Raw genomic sequence first — 15,208 nt, forward strand, 5'->3', positions numbered from 1 at the left:
GGCTCTCAGACGTTCCGGAAGCGGTTGATGGCGTCGATGTGCTTGGCGCGCATCTCCTCGTCGCGCACACCGAGGCCCTCCTCGGGGGCGAGGCAGAGCACGCCGACCTTGCCCTGGTGGAGATTGCGGTGGACGTCGTACGCCGCCTGGCCGGTGTCCTCGAGGGAGTAGACCTTCGACAGGGTCGGGTGGATCTTGCCCTTCGCGATGAGCCGGTTGGCCTCCCAGGCCTCGCGGTAGTTGGCGAAGTGGGAGCCGATGATCCGCTTCAGCGACATCCACAGGTAGCGGTTGTCGTACTCGTGCATGTAGCCCGAGGTCGAGGCGCAGGTGGTGATCGTGCCGCCCTTGCGGGTGACGTAGACGCTCGCGCCGAAGGTCTCGCGTCCGGGGTGCTCGAAGACGATGTCGATGTCCTCCCCGCCGGTGAGCTCGCGGATGCGCTTGCCGAAGCGCTTCCACTCCTTCGGGTCCTGGGTGTGCTCGTCCTTCCAGAACTTGTAGCCCTCGGCGTTGCGGTCGATGATCGCCTCGGCGCCCATGGACCGGCAGATGTCCGCCTTCTGGTCGCTGGAGACGACACAGATCGGATTGGCGCCGCCGGCCAGGGCGAACTGGGTGGCGTACGAGCCGAGGCCGCCGCTCGCTCCCCAGATCAGGACGTTGTCGCCCTGCTTCATGCCGGCGCCGTTGCGGGAGACCAGCTGGCGGTAGGCGGTGGAGTTCACCAGGCCCGGGGCCGCGGCCTCCTCCCAGCTGAGGTGGTCCGGCTTCGGCATCAGCTGGTTGGACTTGACCAGCGCGATCTCGGCGAGTCCGCCGAAGTTGGTCTCGAAGCCCCAGATGCGCTGCTCCGGGTCGAGCATCGTGTCGTTGTGGCCGTCGGAGGACTCCAGCTCGACCGACAGGCAGTGCGCGACGACCTCGTCACCGGGCTTCCAGGCGTTGACGCCGGGGCCGGTGCGCAGGACGACGCCCGCGAGGTCGGAGCCGATGATGTGGTACGGCAGGTCGTGCCGCCTGGTCAGCTCGCTGAGCTTGCCGTAGCGCTCCAGGAAGCCGAACGTCGGCAGCGGTTCGAAGATCGAGGTCCACACCGAGTTGTAGTTGACCGAGGAGGCCATGACGGCCACCAGGGCCTCGCCCGGGCCGAGTTCCGGCACGGGGACGTCGTCGAGGTGGATCGACTTGCGCGGGTCCTTGTCGCGGGTCTCCAGGCCCGCGAACATCTCCGTCTCGTCCTTGTGCACGGTGATCGCACGGTACGACTCGGGGAGCTGCAGGGCGGCGAAGTCGGCGGACGTGGCGTCCTTCGACTGGATCGCGTCCAGGATGTCCTTCACGGTCACGGTATTGCCTCCGGCGGTGAGCGCCCTGAGGGAGGGGCGCTGAGGGTTCGTCGGTGCTGCTGCTTGGGAGTGCTGCTGAGGGTTTCGGGAATGTGCCGTCGGTTCGGCTCGGTGGTGCTTCGGCAGCGCTTTGTGGCGCGGGAGGTTGCCTGTGACGCAGGCGTCCGGGCGCGAGGGCCATGGCCCTTGGGGACAGCCGGCGAGCGAATGGTCTCTGCTCGCCGGCCGCCCGGACACCTTCAACGTATGACACCGCGTGTCAGGCGGCAAGGCACTGAGTGCCAGAAGTTTGGCTCAGGTGAAATCTTTACGTAACAAATGAGCGATGATCGATCGAACGGGCTCTGAAATCTCCTCGAAATCGGGTCCTGACATGGCAAAACGGCCACCCGGTCGGGTGGCCGTCGTCACAGCGGGGAAGCGAGGCTCGGGCTCCTTCCGAGCCTCGCTCAGCGCTCCTTCAGTGCTTCCTCGATGGTCCGCATGACTTCGTCCAGCGGAGCGTCGGTACGGGCGACCGTGACGAGCACCTCGCCGTGCGCCGAGGCCGTCGCCGGGGCGGTGGAGGCCGGCTGGGGGGCCGGGCCGCGACCGGCGCCGATGCCGGTGCCGAACGTCTTCCGGACGATCGCGAAGGCGTGGTCGAGCTGCGCCTCGACGTCGCCCTGGCCGCCCGCCCGCAGCCAGCGCCTGAGGACGTGGTTGTGTGCGGTGACGACCGCGGAGGCGGCCACCTCGGCCAGCAACGGGTCGTCGTTGGCGTCGTCGGCGTGCGCGTGCTCGTCGAAGTGGCCCAGGAGATAGCGCGTGAACAGGCGCTCGTAACGGGCCACCGAGGCGATCTCGGCCTCCCTGAGGGTCGGCACCTCGCGGGTGAGCTTGTAGCGGGCGACCGAGATCTCCGGGGCGCCCGCGTACATCCTCATGACTTCCTTGATGCCGCGGCACACCGTGTCGAGCGGGTGCTCGTGCGCGGGGGCTGCGTTGAGCACCGCCTCGGCGCGGATCAGGGTGTCGTCGTGGTCCGGGAAGATCGCCTCTTCCTTGGAGCGGAAGTGGCGGAAGAAGGTGCGGCGGGCGACTCCGGCGGCGGCCGCGATCTCGTCGACGGTGGTCGCCTCGTACCCCTTGGTCGCGAACAGCTCCATCGCTGCTGCCGCCAGTTCTCGGCGCATCTTGAGCCGCTGGGCGGCGGCGCGACTGCCTGCGGCACTTTCCGGCGCGTCGGGCGTAGCTGGTGTACGTGAGGACTTGGCGGGCTGGGACATGACCCGAACGTACTGCATGTGCCCAGTTCGGTGCGCGGGTGAGGGGTTTTCCCCGACCCGGGAGCCTTCGCCGCCGCGGGAGCTTCCCCCGGCCCGGGAGGTCCCCCCGCCCCAGGAGGGCGGGGGAACGTCCGCGGGGCCGAGCAGTCCGCCCCAGTCCGTCTCCGCGTGGGACCAGTCGCCGCCGCCGTCAGCGGCGGGCATACTCGCGGAAGCCGCGGCCGGTCTTGCGGCCGAGGCAGCCCGCGGCCACCAGGTGCTCCAGCAGCGGGGCCGGGGCGAGACCGGGGTCGCGGAACTCGCGGTGCAGGACCTTCTCGATGGCCAGCGAGACGTCCAGGCCGACCACGTCCAGCAGCTCGAAGGGCCCCATCGGGTAGCCGCCGCCGAGCTTCATCGCCGCGTCGATGTCGTCCAGGGACGCGTAGTGCTCCTCGAGCATCTTGATCGCGTTGTTGAGGTACGGGAACAGCAGCGCGTTCACGATGAAACCGGCCCGGTCGCCGCAGTCCACCGCGTGCTTCTTGATCCTCGCGCAGACCTCGCGGACGGTCGCGTGGACGTCGTCGCCGGTCAGCACGGTCCGCACGACCTCGACCAGCTTCATCGCCGGCGCCGGGTTGAAGAAGTGCATGCCGATGACGTCCTGCGGGCGCGAGGTGGCGCGGGCGCAGGCCACGACGGGCAGCGAGGAGGTGGTGGTGGCGAGGATCGCGCCCGGCTTGCAGACCTTGTCCAGCGTGGCGAACAGCTGCCGCTTGATCTCCAGGTCCTCGGCGATCGCCTCGACGGCCAGGTCGACCTCGGCGAAGGCGTCGTAGGACCCGGCCGGGGTGATCCGGTCCAGGATCTGCGCGGCGGCCTCGGCGGTCAGCCGCCCCTTGTCGACAGAGCGCGAAAGCGACTTGCCGATCCGGGCCTTGGCGCCCTGGGCCTTCTCCGCGCTGCGGGCGGCCAGCACGACGTCGTAGCCCGCCTTGGCGAACACCTCGGCGATGCCGGAGGCCATGGTGCCGGAGCCGGCGACGCCGACCGAGCGCACCTCGCGCCCCTGGCCCGCCGCGGCGTCCGCCGCCGGGGTGAGCGCGTCCGGCACGACCGTGGCGCTGCCCGGTGCCTCGTAGGTGTAGAAGCCGCGCCCGGACTTGCGGCCGGTCAGGCCCGCCTCGCTGAGCTGCTTCAGGATCGGGGCGGGGGCGTGCAGCCGGTCGCGGGACTCGGCGTACATGGCCTCCAGGACCGTACGCGCGGTGTCGATGCCGATCAGGTCCAGCAGCGCGAGCGGGCCCATCGGCAGGCCGCAGCCGAGCCGCATCGCCGCGTCGATGTCCTCGCGGGAGGCGTACCGGGCCTCGTACATCGCGGCGGCCTGGTTGAGGTAGCCGAACAGCAGGCCGTCGGCGACGAAGCCGGGGCGGTCGCCGACCGCGACCGGCTCCTTGCCCAGCTCGATCGCGAGGTCGGTGACGGCGGCGACGGCGCCCGGCGCGGTCAGCACCGAGGAGACGATCTCGACCAGCTTCATGGCCGGGGCCGGGTTGAAGAAGTGCAGGCCGAGCACGCGCTCGGGGCGGGCCGAGTCGGCGGCGAGGCGGGTGACGGACAGGGCGTTGGTGCCGGTCGCGAGGATCGTCTCCGGGCGGACGATGCCGTCCAGCTCGCGGAAGATCTGGTGCTTGATCTCGTACGACTCCGGGGCCACCTCGATGACGAGGTCGGCGTCGGCGGCCGCCGAAAGGTCGGTGGAGGTGCGGACCCGGGCCAGGGCGTCGCTGCGCTCCTGCTCGGTGAGCCGGCCGCGCTCCACGCAGTGGGCGGTGCGGGCCTCCAGGGCGGCGACGTACCTCGCGGCCTGGGCCTCGCTGATGTCGATGCCGATCACCTCGCGGCCCGCCTTGGCGAGGACCTCGGTGATGCCGGTGCCCATGGTGCCGAGGCCGACGACGGCGATCGTCTTGAGCGGGGACAGGGCTGAGTCGGAAAGGGGAGTGGCCATCGCGGGACTCCAGGAATGAGGGTGACGACGAGGAACGCACCGGGGTGCGCCGAGGGGCGCACCGCGGAGCGGAAAGGGATGCGGGTGTTGCCGGGCTGCGAGCGCACACGCCCGGTGCTGCCGGTGCCACGGGCGCTGCACACGCCCACCGAAGGCCATCGGCAGGAATCCGACCGGCCCTGTCCCGGAGCCGGGTCGTACTGCGGTACGTCGTACCGAACCGACCACGCTCACAACGGCTGCGTCACCAAACCGTCGCGAGCGGAAGTGCGAGTGGGTAACTCGCTCGTCTGAGCTTAACCCGCGAGTAACGAGCGCGCCAGACCTGAGTCCGCCCGGACTTTGTGATGTAGCTCCCCCGGGCCTCGTCACCCGCCTACGCTGGGCTTCGTGGACGAAGAGTTGCGATCGCTCACGGAGCGCTTACGGCAGGAGTCGCACGGCTCGGCGGCGTTCGACCGGTTGCTGGCGACCGAGGACCACGACGAACTCGCGGAGGTGCTCACCGCGCCCGGGCAGCCGCTGTGGGCCAGGGAACTGGCCGCGTTCCGGCTCGGTCTCGCCGGCGACCGGCGTGCCTTCGAGTCCCTGGTGCTCCTCCTCAACCACCGCGACCCCCCGCGCTGCGCCTCCGCCGCCCATGCCCTCGCCCGCCTGGGCGACCCCCGCACGGCCCGTGCCGCGGCGGCCCTCGCCACCAACGAACTCCGCGTCGCCTACGCCCTGCACCCGGTGCGGCTGCTGACCGACCTGCGCGCCCCGGAGTCCGTGCCCGCCCTGGTCACCACCCTGGAACGGCGGCTGCGCCCGCACGACCCCTACACTCGCGTCGCCCTCGCCTGTGTGGAGGGCCTGGGCACCCTGGGCGACCCCCGCGCCCGCCGCGTCCTGAAGGAGGCCCTGGCCCATCCGGCACTCGCTCAGGCGGCGGTGCGGGCGCTGGCCCTCATCCCGCAGCAGAAGGAGGCGAGGTGATACCCGGCCGGCCGGGCAGGTCCCGGACGTACCGCACCTCGGGCACCAACACGCCGCCCGCCTCGAACGGCTCCTCGGCGCCGTCCGGGCGGAAACCGGCACGCTCAGAAGCGGCGGGCCGGGGCGTTGTCCCGCAGCACCCACAGATACATGCGCGGGTACGGCGAGCACCGCTCGACCGCCTCGGTCAGCAGGCCGCGTCCGACACCCGCGCCGAGGTGCGCGGGGTCGGCGTAGAGCGCGTACAACTCGGCGTCCCGGGTGCGCACTTCAGCGTCCCGGTACGGCCCGTACGCCGCCCAGCCGAGAACCTTCCCCTCCTGCTCGGCGACCAGGTTCACCACGGAGCCGTCCCCCTGGGCGAACCGGGCCCGCCGCCGCTCGGCGTCCGCCTCGACGCCGAGCCCGTCCAGGTACGACTGCGGCAGCAGCCCCCGATAGGCGTGCTGCCAGCCGCGGATGCGGATCTCGGAGACGCGGTCGCAGTCGGCGAGGGCCATCTCCCGGACAGCGGGAGAGGTCACTCGCCCACCACCGCCAGCGCCTCGATCTCCATCAGGAACTCCGGTGCCACGAGCGCGGCCACCTGCACCGCGGAGGACGCCGGCAGGCGGTCGTCGGGTATGTGGGCGGCGCGGGCCGCACGGATGGCCGGGAGGTGGGCGGTGTCGGTGACGAAGTAGGTCAGCTTCACCACGTGTTCGAACCCGGCGCCGGCCGCCGCCAGGCAGCGCCCCAGGTTCTCGAAGACCTGGCGGGCCTGGGCCGCGGGGTCGCCCGCGCCGACCAGCCTGCCGTGCTCGTCCAGGGCGAGCTGGCCGGAGACGGCGACGAAGCGGCCGCTCGCCGAGACGACGTGGCTGTACTGGGTCGCGGGGGCCACGCCGTCGGGGGCCAGGATGCGGGTCGGCTCAGTCATGGCTCCATGATGGAGCACGCCACTGACAACCCGGACGGGTCGCGGAGTCGTCCTGCCGGCGGACCGTTCCTATCGGCGGAAACCGAGCAACCCGTGCAGCGCCGAACCCCGTGACGACGTCGACGCCGCCTTCGCCGCCAGTGGTTTCGGGTCGGGCGACTTCGCGCAGACCGCGTCGGCGACACCCGAGCCGCGCGGCACCGTGCCGTCCGTCAGATACGCGGTCAGGTACCCGTCCAGACAGGCGTTGCCGCTCAGCGTGATGCCGTGGTTGCCGCCGCCCTCCTCGACCACCAGGCTGGACCGGGCGAGCAGCCGGTGCGCCGTGACACCTCCGGCGTACGGCGTGGCCGCGTCGTTCGTCGCCTGGAAGAGCAGCACCGGCGGCAGCGCGGCGTTGGCGATGTTCACCGGCTTGCGCCTCGCGGCCGGCCAGAACGCGCACGGCGCGTTGTACCAGGTGTTGTTCCAGGCCATGAAGGGCGCCTTGCCGTACACCCGCCAGGTGTCCGCGCGCCACCGGTTCCAGCTGCCGGGCCAGTTGGCGTCACGGCACTGCACCGCCGTGTACACGCTGTAGCCGTTGTCCCCCGAGCCGTCCACGGCACCGAAGTTCTCGTACGCCTCCTCCAGCGGCCCGGTGTTCTTGTCGCGCACGTACGCCGCGAACGCCTCGGCGAGGTAGGGCCAGTAGCCGTCGTAGTAGCCGCCGGGGATGAAGGTGTCCTCCAACTCCGAGGCGCCCACCTTGCCGTCGGCCGGCTTCTTCGCCAGGGCCGCCCGCATCGCGTACCACTCGGCCTCGACCTCCTCGGGGTTCCTGCCGAGGTGGTATGTGGCGTCGTACCGGGCGATCCAGGCCATCAGCGCGCGATGACGGTCGTTGAAGGCGTACTCCTGGCCGAGGTTGTCCTCGTACCAGACGCCGGCCGGGTCGACGACCGAGTCCAGCACCAGGCGCCGGACCCGCTGCGGGTACAGCTTCGCGTAGACCGCGCCGAGGTAGGTGCCGTAGGAGTAGCCGAAGTAGCTGATCCGGGGCGCGCCGAGCGCCCGGCGGACGGAGTCCATGTCGCGCACGGCGCTGACGGTGTCGATGTACGGCAGCACGTCGGCGTACTTGCGGCCGCAGGCGGCGGCGAAGGACTTGGCGCGCGCGAGGTTGGCCCGCTCCAGCGCCGCCGTGGCGGGCACGGTGTCCGGGCGCACCGTCTTGAAGTGGCCCGGCGCGCAGACCAGGGCCGGGCTGCTCCGGCCCACCCCGCGCGGGTCGAAGCCGATGACGTCGTACTGCGCGGCCACGCTCCGGGGCAGTGCCGAGGCGACGAAACCGGCGAGCGTCAGTCCGCTGCCGCCCGGCCCGCCGGGGTTGACCAGCAGCGGTCCCTGGGAGGTCTTCGCGGTGTGCGGGACGCGGGAGAGGGCGAGCGTGATCTGCCGGCCCGACGGGTGCGCGTGGTCCAACGGCACCCTCAGGGAGGCGCACTGGAGCGTCGGATAGTCGCCGGTCGGGCACTTCTTCCAGCTGAGGTGTGCCGACGGGGCGGCTTGGGCGGGGGCGGGGGTGAGCGAGCCCGCCAGCACGGCGGCGGCTGCGCACAGCACGGCTGCGCGTGTTCTCATGCGTCCTCCCGGGACGGAGGTGTCGGCGGACCGCGAGGGCCACATCTTCCGCCGCATCGTCCCGGAATCGGCGCTCTGAAGAACGCGTTATAGGCATGGTTGACCCGTTTGGGTCGCCCGAAGCCCTCGAACGCCCCGAGTTGAGGGAGAACAACGCCTCACGCCGGGGTGGGCAACGCCCTCACAGGAGGGTGAGCTGGGTCGGTTCGGCCGGGGCCGGGGGCTCGGCGGGCTGCACCGGGCGGATCCGGCGGGCCAGGCCCGGGTGGGTGGGGCCGATGCCGAACTCCTCTGCCAGCTCGTGCACCTGACGGGTGATCCGGCGCTGGTACCACTTGGGCGCGTAGGCGCCCTCCGCGTACAGCCGTTCGTAGCGCCGCACCAGGTGCGGATGGTGCTGCCCGAGCCAGGCCATGAACCACTCCCGCGCGCCGGGCCGCAGATGCAGCACCAAGGGGGTGACGGAGGTGGCCCCGGCCGCCGCGATCGCCCGCACCGTCGCCCGCAGCCGGTCCGGATGGTCGCTCAGGAACGGGATGACCGGCGCCATCAGCACCCCGCAGCCGATGCCGTGCTCGCCCAGGGCGCGCACGACGTCCAGGCGGCGCTCCGGCGCCGGTGTGCCCGGCTCCACCGTGCGCCACAGCTCGGTGTCGAGGAAGCCCACGGAGACCGAGATGCCGATGTCCGTCACCTCGGCCGCCCGCACCAGCAGCTCCAGGTCGCGCAGGATCAGGGTGCCCTTGGTGAGGATGGAGAACGGGTTGGCGTGCTCGGTCAGGGCGGAGATGATGCCCGGCATCAGGCGGTAGCGGCCCTCGGCGCGCTGGTAGCAGTCGACGTTCGTCCCCATCGCCACGTGATCGCCCTGCCAGCGGCGGGAGGCGAGCTGGCGGCGCAGCACCTCGGGCGCGTTCACCTTGACGACGATCTGGGAGTCGAAGCCGATACCGGTGTCGAGGTCCAGATAGCTGTGCGTCTTCCTGGCGAAGCAGTACACGCACGCGTGCGTGCAGCCCCGGTAGGGGTTCACGGTCCACTCGAACGGCATGCGGGAGGCGCCCGGCACCCGGTTGAGCACCGAGCGCGCCCGGACCTCGTGGAAGGTGATCCCGCGGAACTCGGGCGTGTCGAACGTGCGGGTGACGACGGCGTCCGCGCCGAACAGCGCCGCCTCCGCGGCCCGGCCGTGTTCGCCCTCGCCCGTGAGGTTCTCCCAGCGCATGACGCCTCCTCGGTAGCACTGCCGCACACAATAGAACATCTGTTCCCATGATCGTGCGAGCCCTGGTGGGGCGCCTTGACGGCGACCCCGGATTTGGTGGCCGGGCACCGGGGTGATTGGCTTTTCCCAACCCCGAGAAACACGGTCCTGGAGGAACGCAATGGCGCAGGTCGAGGCCACTACGGAGCGGGTCGTCGCGGCGGACGCGGAGAAGGTGTTCGACGCCCTCGCCGACTACCGCGGCACACGGCAGAAGCTGCTGCCCGAGCACTTCAGCGAGTACGAGGTCCGCGAGGGCGGCGACGGCCAGGGCACCCTCGTCCACTGGAAGCTCCAGGCCACCAGCAAGCGCGTGCGCGACTGCCTGATGGAGGTCAGCGAGCCCACCGACGGCGAGCTCGTCGAGAAGGACCGCAACTCCTCCATGGTGACCACCTGGCGCGTCACCCCGGCCGGCGAGGGGAAGGCCCGGGTCGTCGTCACCACCACCTGGAAGGGCGCCGGCGGCATCGGCGGCTTCTTCGAGAAGACCTTCGCGCCCAAGGGTCTCGGCCGGATCTACGACGCCGTGCTCGCCCGGCTCGCCGCCGAGGTCGAGAAGTAGCCCCAAGGCTCCACCGGTGGAGGGGTGTTGTACCCCTTCACCGGTTCGAGTGGATATCACCCTTGTCCGGAACGATGCCGTAACTCACCGCAGTTGGTCACAGTTGACGCGTAACGCGGGAATTGTGACAGGTGTGGCGAGGGGAGCGGTACGTGGGCGGCACAACACTCGTGGAGCAGCAGTCGGCGGTGACACCGGCCGGGGAAGAGACCGCCGCCGTGCCGCAGGCCCCCGCACCGGCCGCCGAACTCGGCACGCGCCGCGTGCGGTTGGTGTTCCTCGGGCTGATGCTCGCCCTGCTCCTCGCGGCGCTCGACCAGATGATCGTCGCGACCGCGCTGCCGAAGATCGTCGGTGAACTGCACGGCCTGGACCGGATGTCCTGGGCGATCACCGCCTATCTGCTCACCTCCACCATCGGCCTGCCGCTCTACGGCAAGCTCGGCGACCTCGTGGGCCGCAAGGGCGTCTTCCAGTTCGCCATCGCCGTCTTCGTCCTCGGCTCCGGGCTCGCCGGCCGGGCCCAGTCCATGGACCAGCTGATCGCCTTCCGCGCGGTCCAGGGCGTCGGCGCGGGCGGGCTCATGATCGGCGTGCAGGCGATCATCGCCGACATCGTGCCGCCCCGGCAGCGCGGCCGCTACATGGGCCTGATCGGTGCCGCCTTCGGCCTCGCCTCCGTGGCCGGACCGCTGCTCGGTGGCTATTTCACCGACCACCTCTCGTGGCGCTGGTGCTTCTACGTCAACGTCCCCTTCGGCCTGGTGACCCTCGCCGTCGTCACGGTCGTGCTGAAGCTGCCCAGACCCGTCGGCCGCGGGCGCTTCGACGTCCTCGGCGCACTGCTGCTCGCCGCCGCCTCCACCTGCCTGGTCCTGCTGACCAGCTGGGGCGGCACCGAGTACGCCTGGGGCTCACGACAGATCATCGGCCTCGGCGCCGGCGCGCTCGCCGCCGCCGTCCTCTTCCTCGTCGTCGAGCGCTTCGCCATCGAACCCCTCATCCCGCTCAGGCTGTTCCGCGACCCAGTCTTCAACGTCAGCGGTCTGGTGGGCCTCGTGATCGGCGTCGCCCTGTTCGGCGCCGCCAGCTACCTGCCGACCTTCCTGCAGATGGTCGACGGGGCCAGCGCCACCGAGTCCGGGCTGCTGATGCTGCCCATGATGGCCGGGATCGTCGGCGCCTCCGTCATCGGCGGGCAGCTCATCAGCCACACCGGTCGCTACAAGATCCTCCCCGTGCTCGGCGGTGCCGTCTCCACGGTCGGCATGTGGCTGCTGTCCCGGCTCGAAGCGGACACACCCCGCCTGCACTACAGCATCTGGATGGCCGTCCTCGGCGCAGGCATCGGCATGGTGATGCCCGTCCTCGTCCTCGCCGTGCAGAACTCCGTACGGCCCGCCGACCTCGGCACCGCCACCAGCGCCAACAACTACTTCCGCCAGATCGGCGGCAGCGTCGGCGCCGCGGTCTTCGGCACCCTCTTCGCGAACCGGCTCACCGACGCCCTGCGCAGGCAACTGCCGCCGCGCGCCGGGGCCCGGCTGCCCGATCCCGAGTCCATCACCCCGCAGCTCATCCACGCGCTGCCCCCGGCCCTGCGCGACGCCTACATCCGCGCCTACGCCGACGCGATGCCCCGGATCTTCCTCTACCTCGTCCCGGTGCTCGTCCTCGGCCTGCTCATCGCCTTCTTCCTCAAGGAGAAACCTCTGGTGTCCCACCACACCGCCGAAACCGAACCCGAAACCCTGAACACCCCCATCCCGCAGGCCCGTTCGCCCTACGCCGCCGGAATCCCCGTCTGCGGCACCATCCAGCACCCCGACGGCACCGTGGTGCCCCGCGCGGCGCTCACCCTCATCGACGTCGCCGGACAGCAGATCGGTCGCGGCGCGAGCGGCGAGGACGGACGGTACGCGCTCAGCACGCCGGGCTCGGGCTCGTACGTGCTGATCGCCGCCGCCGGCGGCCACCAGCCGCAGGCCGTCTCCGTCACCGTGGGCGAACGACCCGTCGAGCTCGACGTCGTCCTCGGCGGCGCCGGACGCCTCGCCGGCAGCGTGCTCACCGCCGACGGCACCCCCGTGCGCGAGGCCACCGTCACCCTCACCAACGTGCACGGCGAGGTCGTCGCCACCACCCGCAGCGGCCGCGAGGGCGGCTACGTCATCACCGAACTGGTCGCCGGGGAGTACACCCTCGCCGCCAGCGCCCCGGCCTTCCGCCCGGCCGCGCTCCCGGTCAGCGTGCAGGCCTCCCGGGAGACCCGCCAGGACGTCGAACTCGCGGGCGGCGCCGTGCTGCGGGGCACGGTCCGGGCGAGCGGCGGCCGGCCCGTGGAGGACGCGCGCGTGACGCTGCTCGACGCCGCCGGCAACGTCGTCGACACCCTCACGACCGGAGCCGACGGGACGTTCCGGTTCGTCGACCTCTCCTCCGGCGAGTACACCGTCATCGCCGCCGGCTACCCGCCGGTCGCCACCGTGCTGCAGGTCGCGGGCGGCGGCCGTACCGAACGGGACCTGCAGTTGGGGCACGAGGACTGACGAGGGCGTGGCGCGGCGGCGCCCGCAGGGCGCTGAGCTGCGCGCCGGTGCGATCCGGTGAAACCAATTCCAGGATTGCCACACATCGCGACCGGCCGTCGCCGTACCGTAGTGGCGGGCGGCACAGATCGTTTGCGTACAGCCGTGGGGAGAGAGGGCCTGGGCCATGGACCGTGGCAGCGAGCGGGACACACCTCCCGGCCGCGGCGTCGGCGACGCGGCGGGCCGGATTCCGCTGGCCGTGGTCGTCGTCGACCGCGCCGGTCTGGTGTCCCACTGGAGCAGCGGCGCGCGCCGTCTGTTCGGTGTCGGCCGGGGGGAAGCCGTCGGGCGTGCCGCGGCCGACCTGCTGCCCGTCTCCGGCGCCCTTCCCGAGGACCTGCGCGGCGAGGTGACGCCGGACGCCTACGAGGAGTACGACGGGCTCGGCCCCGACCTGGAGGCCTCCCTCGGCGGGCAGACCGCCTACGCCACCGCCGGCCGCGCCCGGCTCTTCCCGCACGAGCCGGACCCCGACGGGGAGCGGCTCGACGTGCTGTGGTGGGCCTATCCGCTGGTCGGCCCCGGCCCGTCGCGGCTGCTGGTGCTCGCCGCCGACGCCACCCGGCTGCGCGACGAGCGCGGCTACGACGACGAGACCGCCGAACGCATCTCGCCCGGCTTCGCCCGCCACACCGAACTGCCCGCCTCCGACGAACTCGAGCGCCGGCTGCCCGAGATCCTGCCCAACATGGGCCCGGGACTGAGCGGCCGCATCGTCTCCCAGGTGCTGGAACTGGGCTATCCGGTCCTGGAGTTCAGCCAGTTCGACCGGGTGCCCGTCACCCCGTACTGGGGCGTGCCCCGCCGCGCGGGACGCATCCGCACCGAGGCCGTCGTACCCCAGCAGCGGGTGACGTCGGTCGTCGTCCCGACCGGTGCCGAGCAGGACCTGGAGTACGCCGCCGTGCGCGAGCGGCTGGAGTTCCTCAACGAGGTGAGCTCCCGCATCGGCTCCTCCCTCGACCTCGGCGAGACCATCCGCGAGGTCACCAGCGCCGCCGTACCCCGGTTCGCCGACTTCGCCGGTACCCATCTGCGCGCGGCCGTCCTCGCGGGCGAGGGCTTCCCGGACGGGCCGCCGGACGCGCACACCGTGATGTTCCGCGTGTGGGTCGAGCACAACGACGAACCGGGCCGCTGGGACGACACCGTGCCGGTCGGCGAGTCCTTCGCCTTCCCCGAACACACGCCGTTCTACAAGTGCATGGTCACCGGCGAACCGGTGCTCATCCCGAGGGTCACCGAGGAGCTGAGCGAGCGCATCTCCGGCGAGTTCGAGAAGCGCGACCTCAGGCCGCTCATCACCGGCCGCTCCCTGCTGATCGTGCCGCTCAAGGCGCGCAACGTCGTCCTCGGCTTCATGGTGCTGATGCGCCGCCCCGACCGGCCGGGCTTCGACGACATGGACCGCACCACCGGCGCCGAACTCGCCGCCCGCGCGGGCCTGGTGCTCGACAACGCCCGCATGTACACCTACCAGGAGAACGTGGCCGACACCCTGCAGGACAGCATGCTCCCGCAGGTCAACCCGCGGATGGCCGGCTGTGACGTCGCCACCCGGTATCTGCCGGGCACCCGGCTCGGGCGGATCGGCGGTGACTGGTTCGACACCATCAAACTGCCCGGCTCGCGCACCGCCCTCGTGGTCGGCGACGTCATGGGGCACGGCCTCAACTCGGCCGCGATGATGGGCCAGTTGCGCACCGCCGTACAGACCATGGCCACCATGGAGACCCCGCCCGCCCAGCTCCTGCGCAACCTCGACGACCTGGCCCGCCGGCTCGGCGACAACTACCTCGCCACCTGTCTGTACGCCGTCTACGACCCGATCCGCGGCGAACTGCACCTCGCCAACGCCGGACACATCCCGCCCGTGCTGGTCCGCGCCGAGGACGGCTCCAGCGAACTCCTCGACCTGCCCACCGGCGCCCCCATAGGCGTCGGCGGCGTCCCCTTCGAGGCCACCCGGGTCAGGGTCTCGCCCGGTGACCGGCTGGTGCTGTGCACCGACGGCCTGGTCGAGGTGCGCGGCTCCGACATCGGCGAGGGCCTCGCCGCGCTCTGCGAGTCCGCGGCCCACCCCGCGGCCTCCATGGACGACGCCTGCGACACCATCATCCGCGCCCTGAACACGCGCGGCGGACGCAAGGACGACGTCGCCCTGCTCATGGCCCGCCTCAACGGCATCCCGGACGACCACGTCGCCGAGTGGCGGCTCGACGCCGACCCGCGCGAGGTCGCCCGGGCCCGCCGCATGGTCCGCGAACGGCTGTTGCGGTGGTGTCTGCCGCAGGCCGTGGAGACCGCCGAGCTGCTGGTCAGCGAGGTCGTCACCAACGCCGTACGGCACGCCGTGAGCGAGCCGGTCGGGCTGCGGGTGGTCCGTACCGACGCCCTGCTGTTCGAGGTCACCGACGACGAGCCCGCGCTGCCCGCCATGGTGGGCGCCGAGCCCTACGACGAGTCGGGCCGCGGCCTGCGCGTGGTCAGCCGGCTGGCCCGCGAGTGGGGTGCCAGCGCGAGCGGGCACCGAAAGACGGTCTGGTTCGAACAGGCTCTCAGCGGAAGGGGATGACGGGGGGCGTGCAGCCTGCCGGCGCGCGCCCCCCCGGCAGGCTGTCCGGGGTCCGTACATCCGGTGAAGGTGGCCTCCGGCCC

10 protein-coding genes and 1 pseudogene are annotated in these 15,208 nt (G+C 71.7%); 4 read left to right on the forward strand and 7 right to left on the reverse strand.

Translation table 11 applies throughout. The features are described from left to right. Positions 1 to 5: 5 nt before the first annotated feature. The 3 genes from ccrA to LMU33_RS14190 form a co-directional block, all read right to left on the reverse strand. The gene (ccrA, locus tag LMU33_RS14180; RefSeq protein WP_228620971.1) at positions 6 to 1,343 is read right to left on the reverse strand and encodes a crotonyl-CoA carboxylase/reductase; all 1,338 of its coding nucleotides are present in this window, start codon (positions 1,341 to 1,343) and stop codon (positions 6 to 8) included. A gap of 455 nt (positions 1,344 to 1,798) precedes the next feature. Further along, a complete protein-coding gene (locus tag LMU33_RS14185) occupies positions 1,799 to 2,635 on the reverse strand; it encodes a TetR family transcriptional regulator (protein ID WP_228620650.1) in 837 nt (278 codons plus the stop codon). 172 nt (positions 2,636 to 2,807) lie between these two features. After that, the gene (locus LMU33_RS14190; RefSeq protein WP_228620652.1) at positions 2,808 to 4,613 is read right to left on the reverse strand and encodes a 3-hydroxyacyl-CoA dehydrogenase family protein; all 1,806 of its coding nucleotides are present in this window, start codon (positions 4,611 to 4,613) and stop codon (positions 2,808 to 2,810) included. 390 nt (positions 4,614 to 5,003) lie between these two features. Here LMU33_RS14190 and LMU33_RS14195 point away from each other — a divergent pair, with 390 nt between their 5' ends. After that, positions 5,004 to 5,588 carry an adenylosuccinate lyase gene (locus LMU33_RS14195; RefSeq protein ID WP_228620654.1) on the forward strand — a complete coding sequence of 195 codons (585 nt, stop codon included), beginning with the start codon at positions 5,004 to 5,006 and terminating at the stop codon, positions 5,586 to 5,588. Here LMU33_RS14195 and LMU33_RS14200 read toward each other — a convergent pair. From LMU33_RS14200 to LMU33_RS14215, 4 genes and pseudogenes are all read right to left on the reverse strand, one after another. Continuing rightward, positions 5,560 to 6,088: pseudogene (locus LMU33_RS14200) on the reverse strand (GNAT family N-acetyltransferase). The gene LMU33_RS14195 and the pseudogene LMU33_RS14200 overlap by 29 nt on opposite strands. Before the next feature lie 20 nt (positions 6,089 to 6,108). Then, positions 6,109 to 6,507, reverse strand: coding sequence for a RidA family protein (locus LMU33_RS14205; RefSeq protein WP_228620656.1), 399 nt, complete (start codon positions 6,505 to 6,507; stop codon positions 6,109 to 6,111). Between the two features lie 69 nt (positions 6,508 to 6,576). After that, the gene (locus tag LMU33_RS14210; RefSeq protein WP_228620658.1) at positions 6,577 to 8,130 is read right to left on the reverse strand and encodes an alpha/beta hydrolase; all 1,554 of its coding nucleotides are present in this window, start codon (positions 8,128 to 8,130) and stop codon (positions 6,577 to 6,579) included. Between the two features lie 181 nt (positions 8,131 to 8,311). Beyond that, positions 8,312 to 9,355: an Rv2578c family radical SAM protein gene (locus tag LMU33_RS14215; protein ID WP_228620660.1), complete on the reverse strand. Its 1,044-nt coding sequence runs from the start codon at positions 9,353 to 9,355 to the stop codon at positions 8,312 to 8,314. A gap of 160 nt (positions 9,356 to 9,515) precedes the next feature. Here LMU33_RS14215 and LMU33_RS14220 point away from each other — a divergent pair, with 160 nt between their 5' ends. The 3 genes from LMU33_RS14220 to LMU33_RS14230 all read left to right on the forward strand — a co-directional run bounded on the left by LMU33_RS14220 (position 9,516) and on the right by LMU33_RS14230 (position 15,125). Continuing rightward, the gene (locus tag LMU33_RS14220; protein ID WP_228620662.1) at positions 9,516 to 9,959 is read left to right on the forward strand and encodes an SRPBCC family protein; all 444 of its coding nucleotides are present in this window, start codon (positions 9,516 to 9,518) and stop codon (positions 9,957 to 9,959) included. A 152-nt stretch (positions 9,960 to 10,111) separates the two neighbouring features. Then, positions 10,112 to 12,508 (forward strand): MFS transporter, encoded by a 2,397-nt coding sequence (locus tag LMU33_RS14225; protein WP_228620664.1) that lies wholly within the window; start codon positions 10,112 to 10,114, stop codon positions 12,506 to 12,508. Positions 12,509 to 12,674: 166 nt separating this feature from the next. After that, positions 12,675 to 15,125, forward strand: coding sequence for an ATP-binding SpoIIE family protein phosphatase (locus tag LMU33_RS14230; RefSeq protein WP_228620666.1), 2,451 nt, complete (start codon positions 12,675 to 12,677; stop codon positions 15,123 to 15,125). The last annotated feature ends 83 nt before the right edge of the window (positions 15,126 to 15,208 follow it).

Source organism: Streptomyces barringtoniae, from assembly GCF_020819595.1.
Lineage (GTDB): Bacteria > Actinomycetota > Actinomycetes > Streptomycetales > Streptomycetaceae > Streptomyces > Streptomyces barringtoniae.

Excerpts from the sequence above, each read along its gene's own strand:
- LMU33_RS14185 (WP_228620650.1), bottom strand. The coding sequence starts at position 2,635 with ATGCAGTACGTTCGGGTCATGTCCCAGCCCGCCAAGTCCTCACGTACA.
- LMU33_RS14190 (WP_228620652.1), bottom strand. The coding sequence starts at position 4,613 with ATGGCCACTCCCCTTTCCGACTCAGCCCTGTCCCCGCTCAAGACGATC.
- LMU33_RS14205 (WP_228620656.1), bottom strand. The coding sequence starts at position 6,507 with ATGACTGAGCCGACCCGCATCCTGGCCCCCGACGGCGTGGCCCCCGCG.
- LMU33_RS14210 (WP_228620658.1), bottom strand. The coding sequence starts at position 8,130 with ATGAGAACACGCGCAGCCGTGCTGTGCGCAGCCGCCGCCGTGCTGGCG.
- LMU33_RS14215 (WP_228620660.1), bottom strand. The coding sequence starts at position 9,355 with ATGCGCTGGGAGAACCTCACGGGCGAGGGCGAACACGGCCGGGCCGCG.
- LMU33_RS14220 (WP_228620662.1), top strand. The coding sequence starts at position 9,516 with ATGGCGCAGGTCGAGGCCACTACGGAGCGGGTCGTCGCGGCGGACGCG.
- LMU33_RS14230 (WP_228620666.1), top strand. The coding sequence starts at position 12,675 with ATGGACCGTGGCAGCGAGCGGGACACACCTCCCGGCCGCGGCGTCGGC.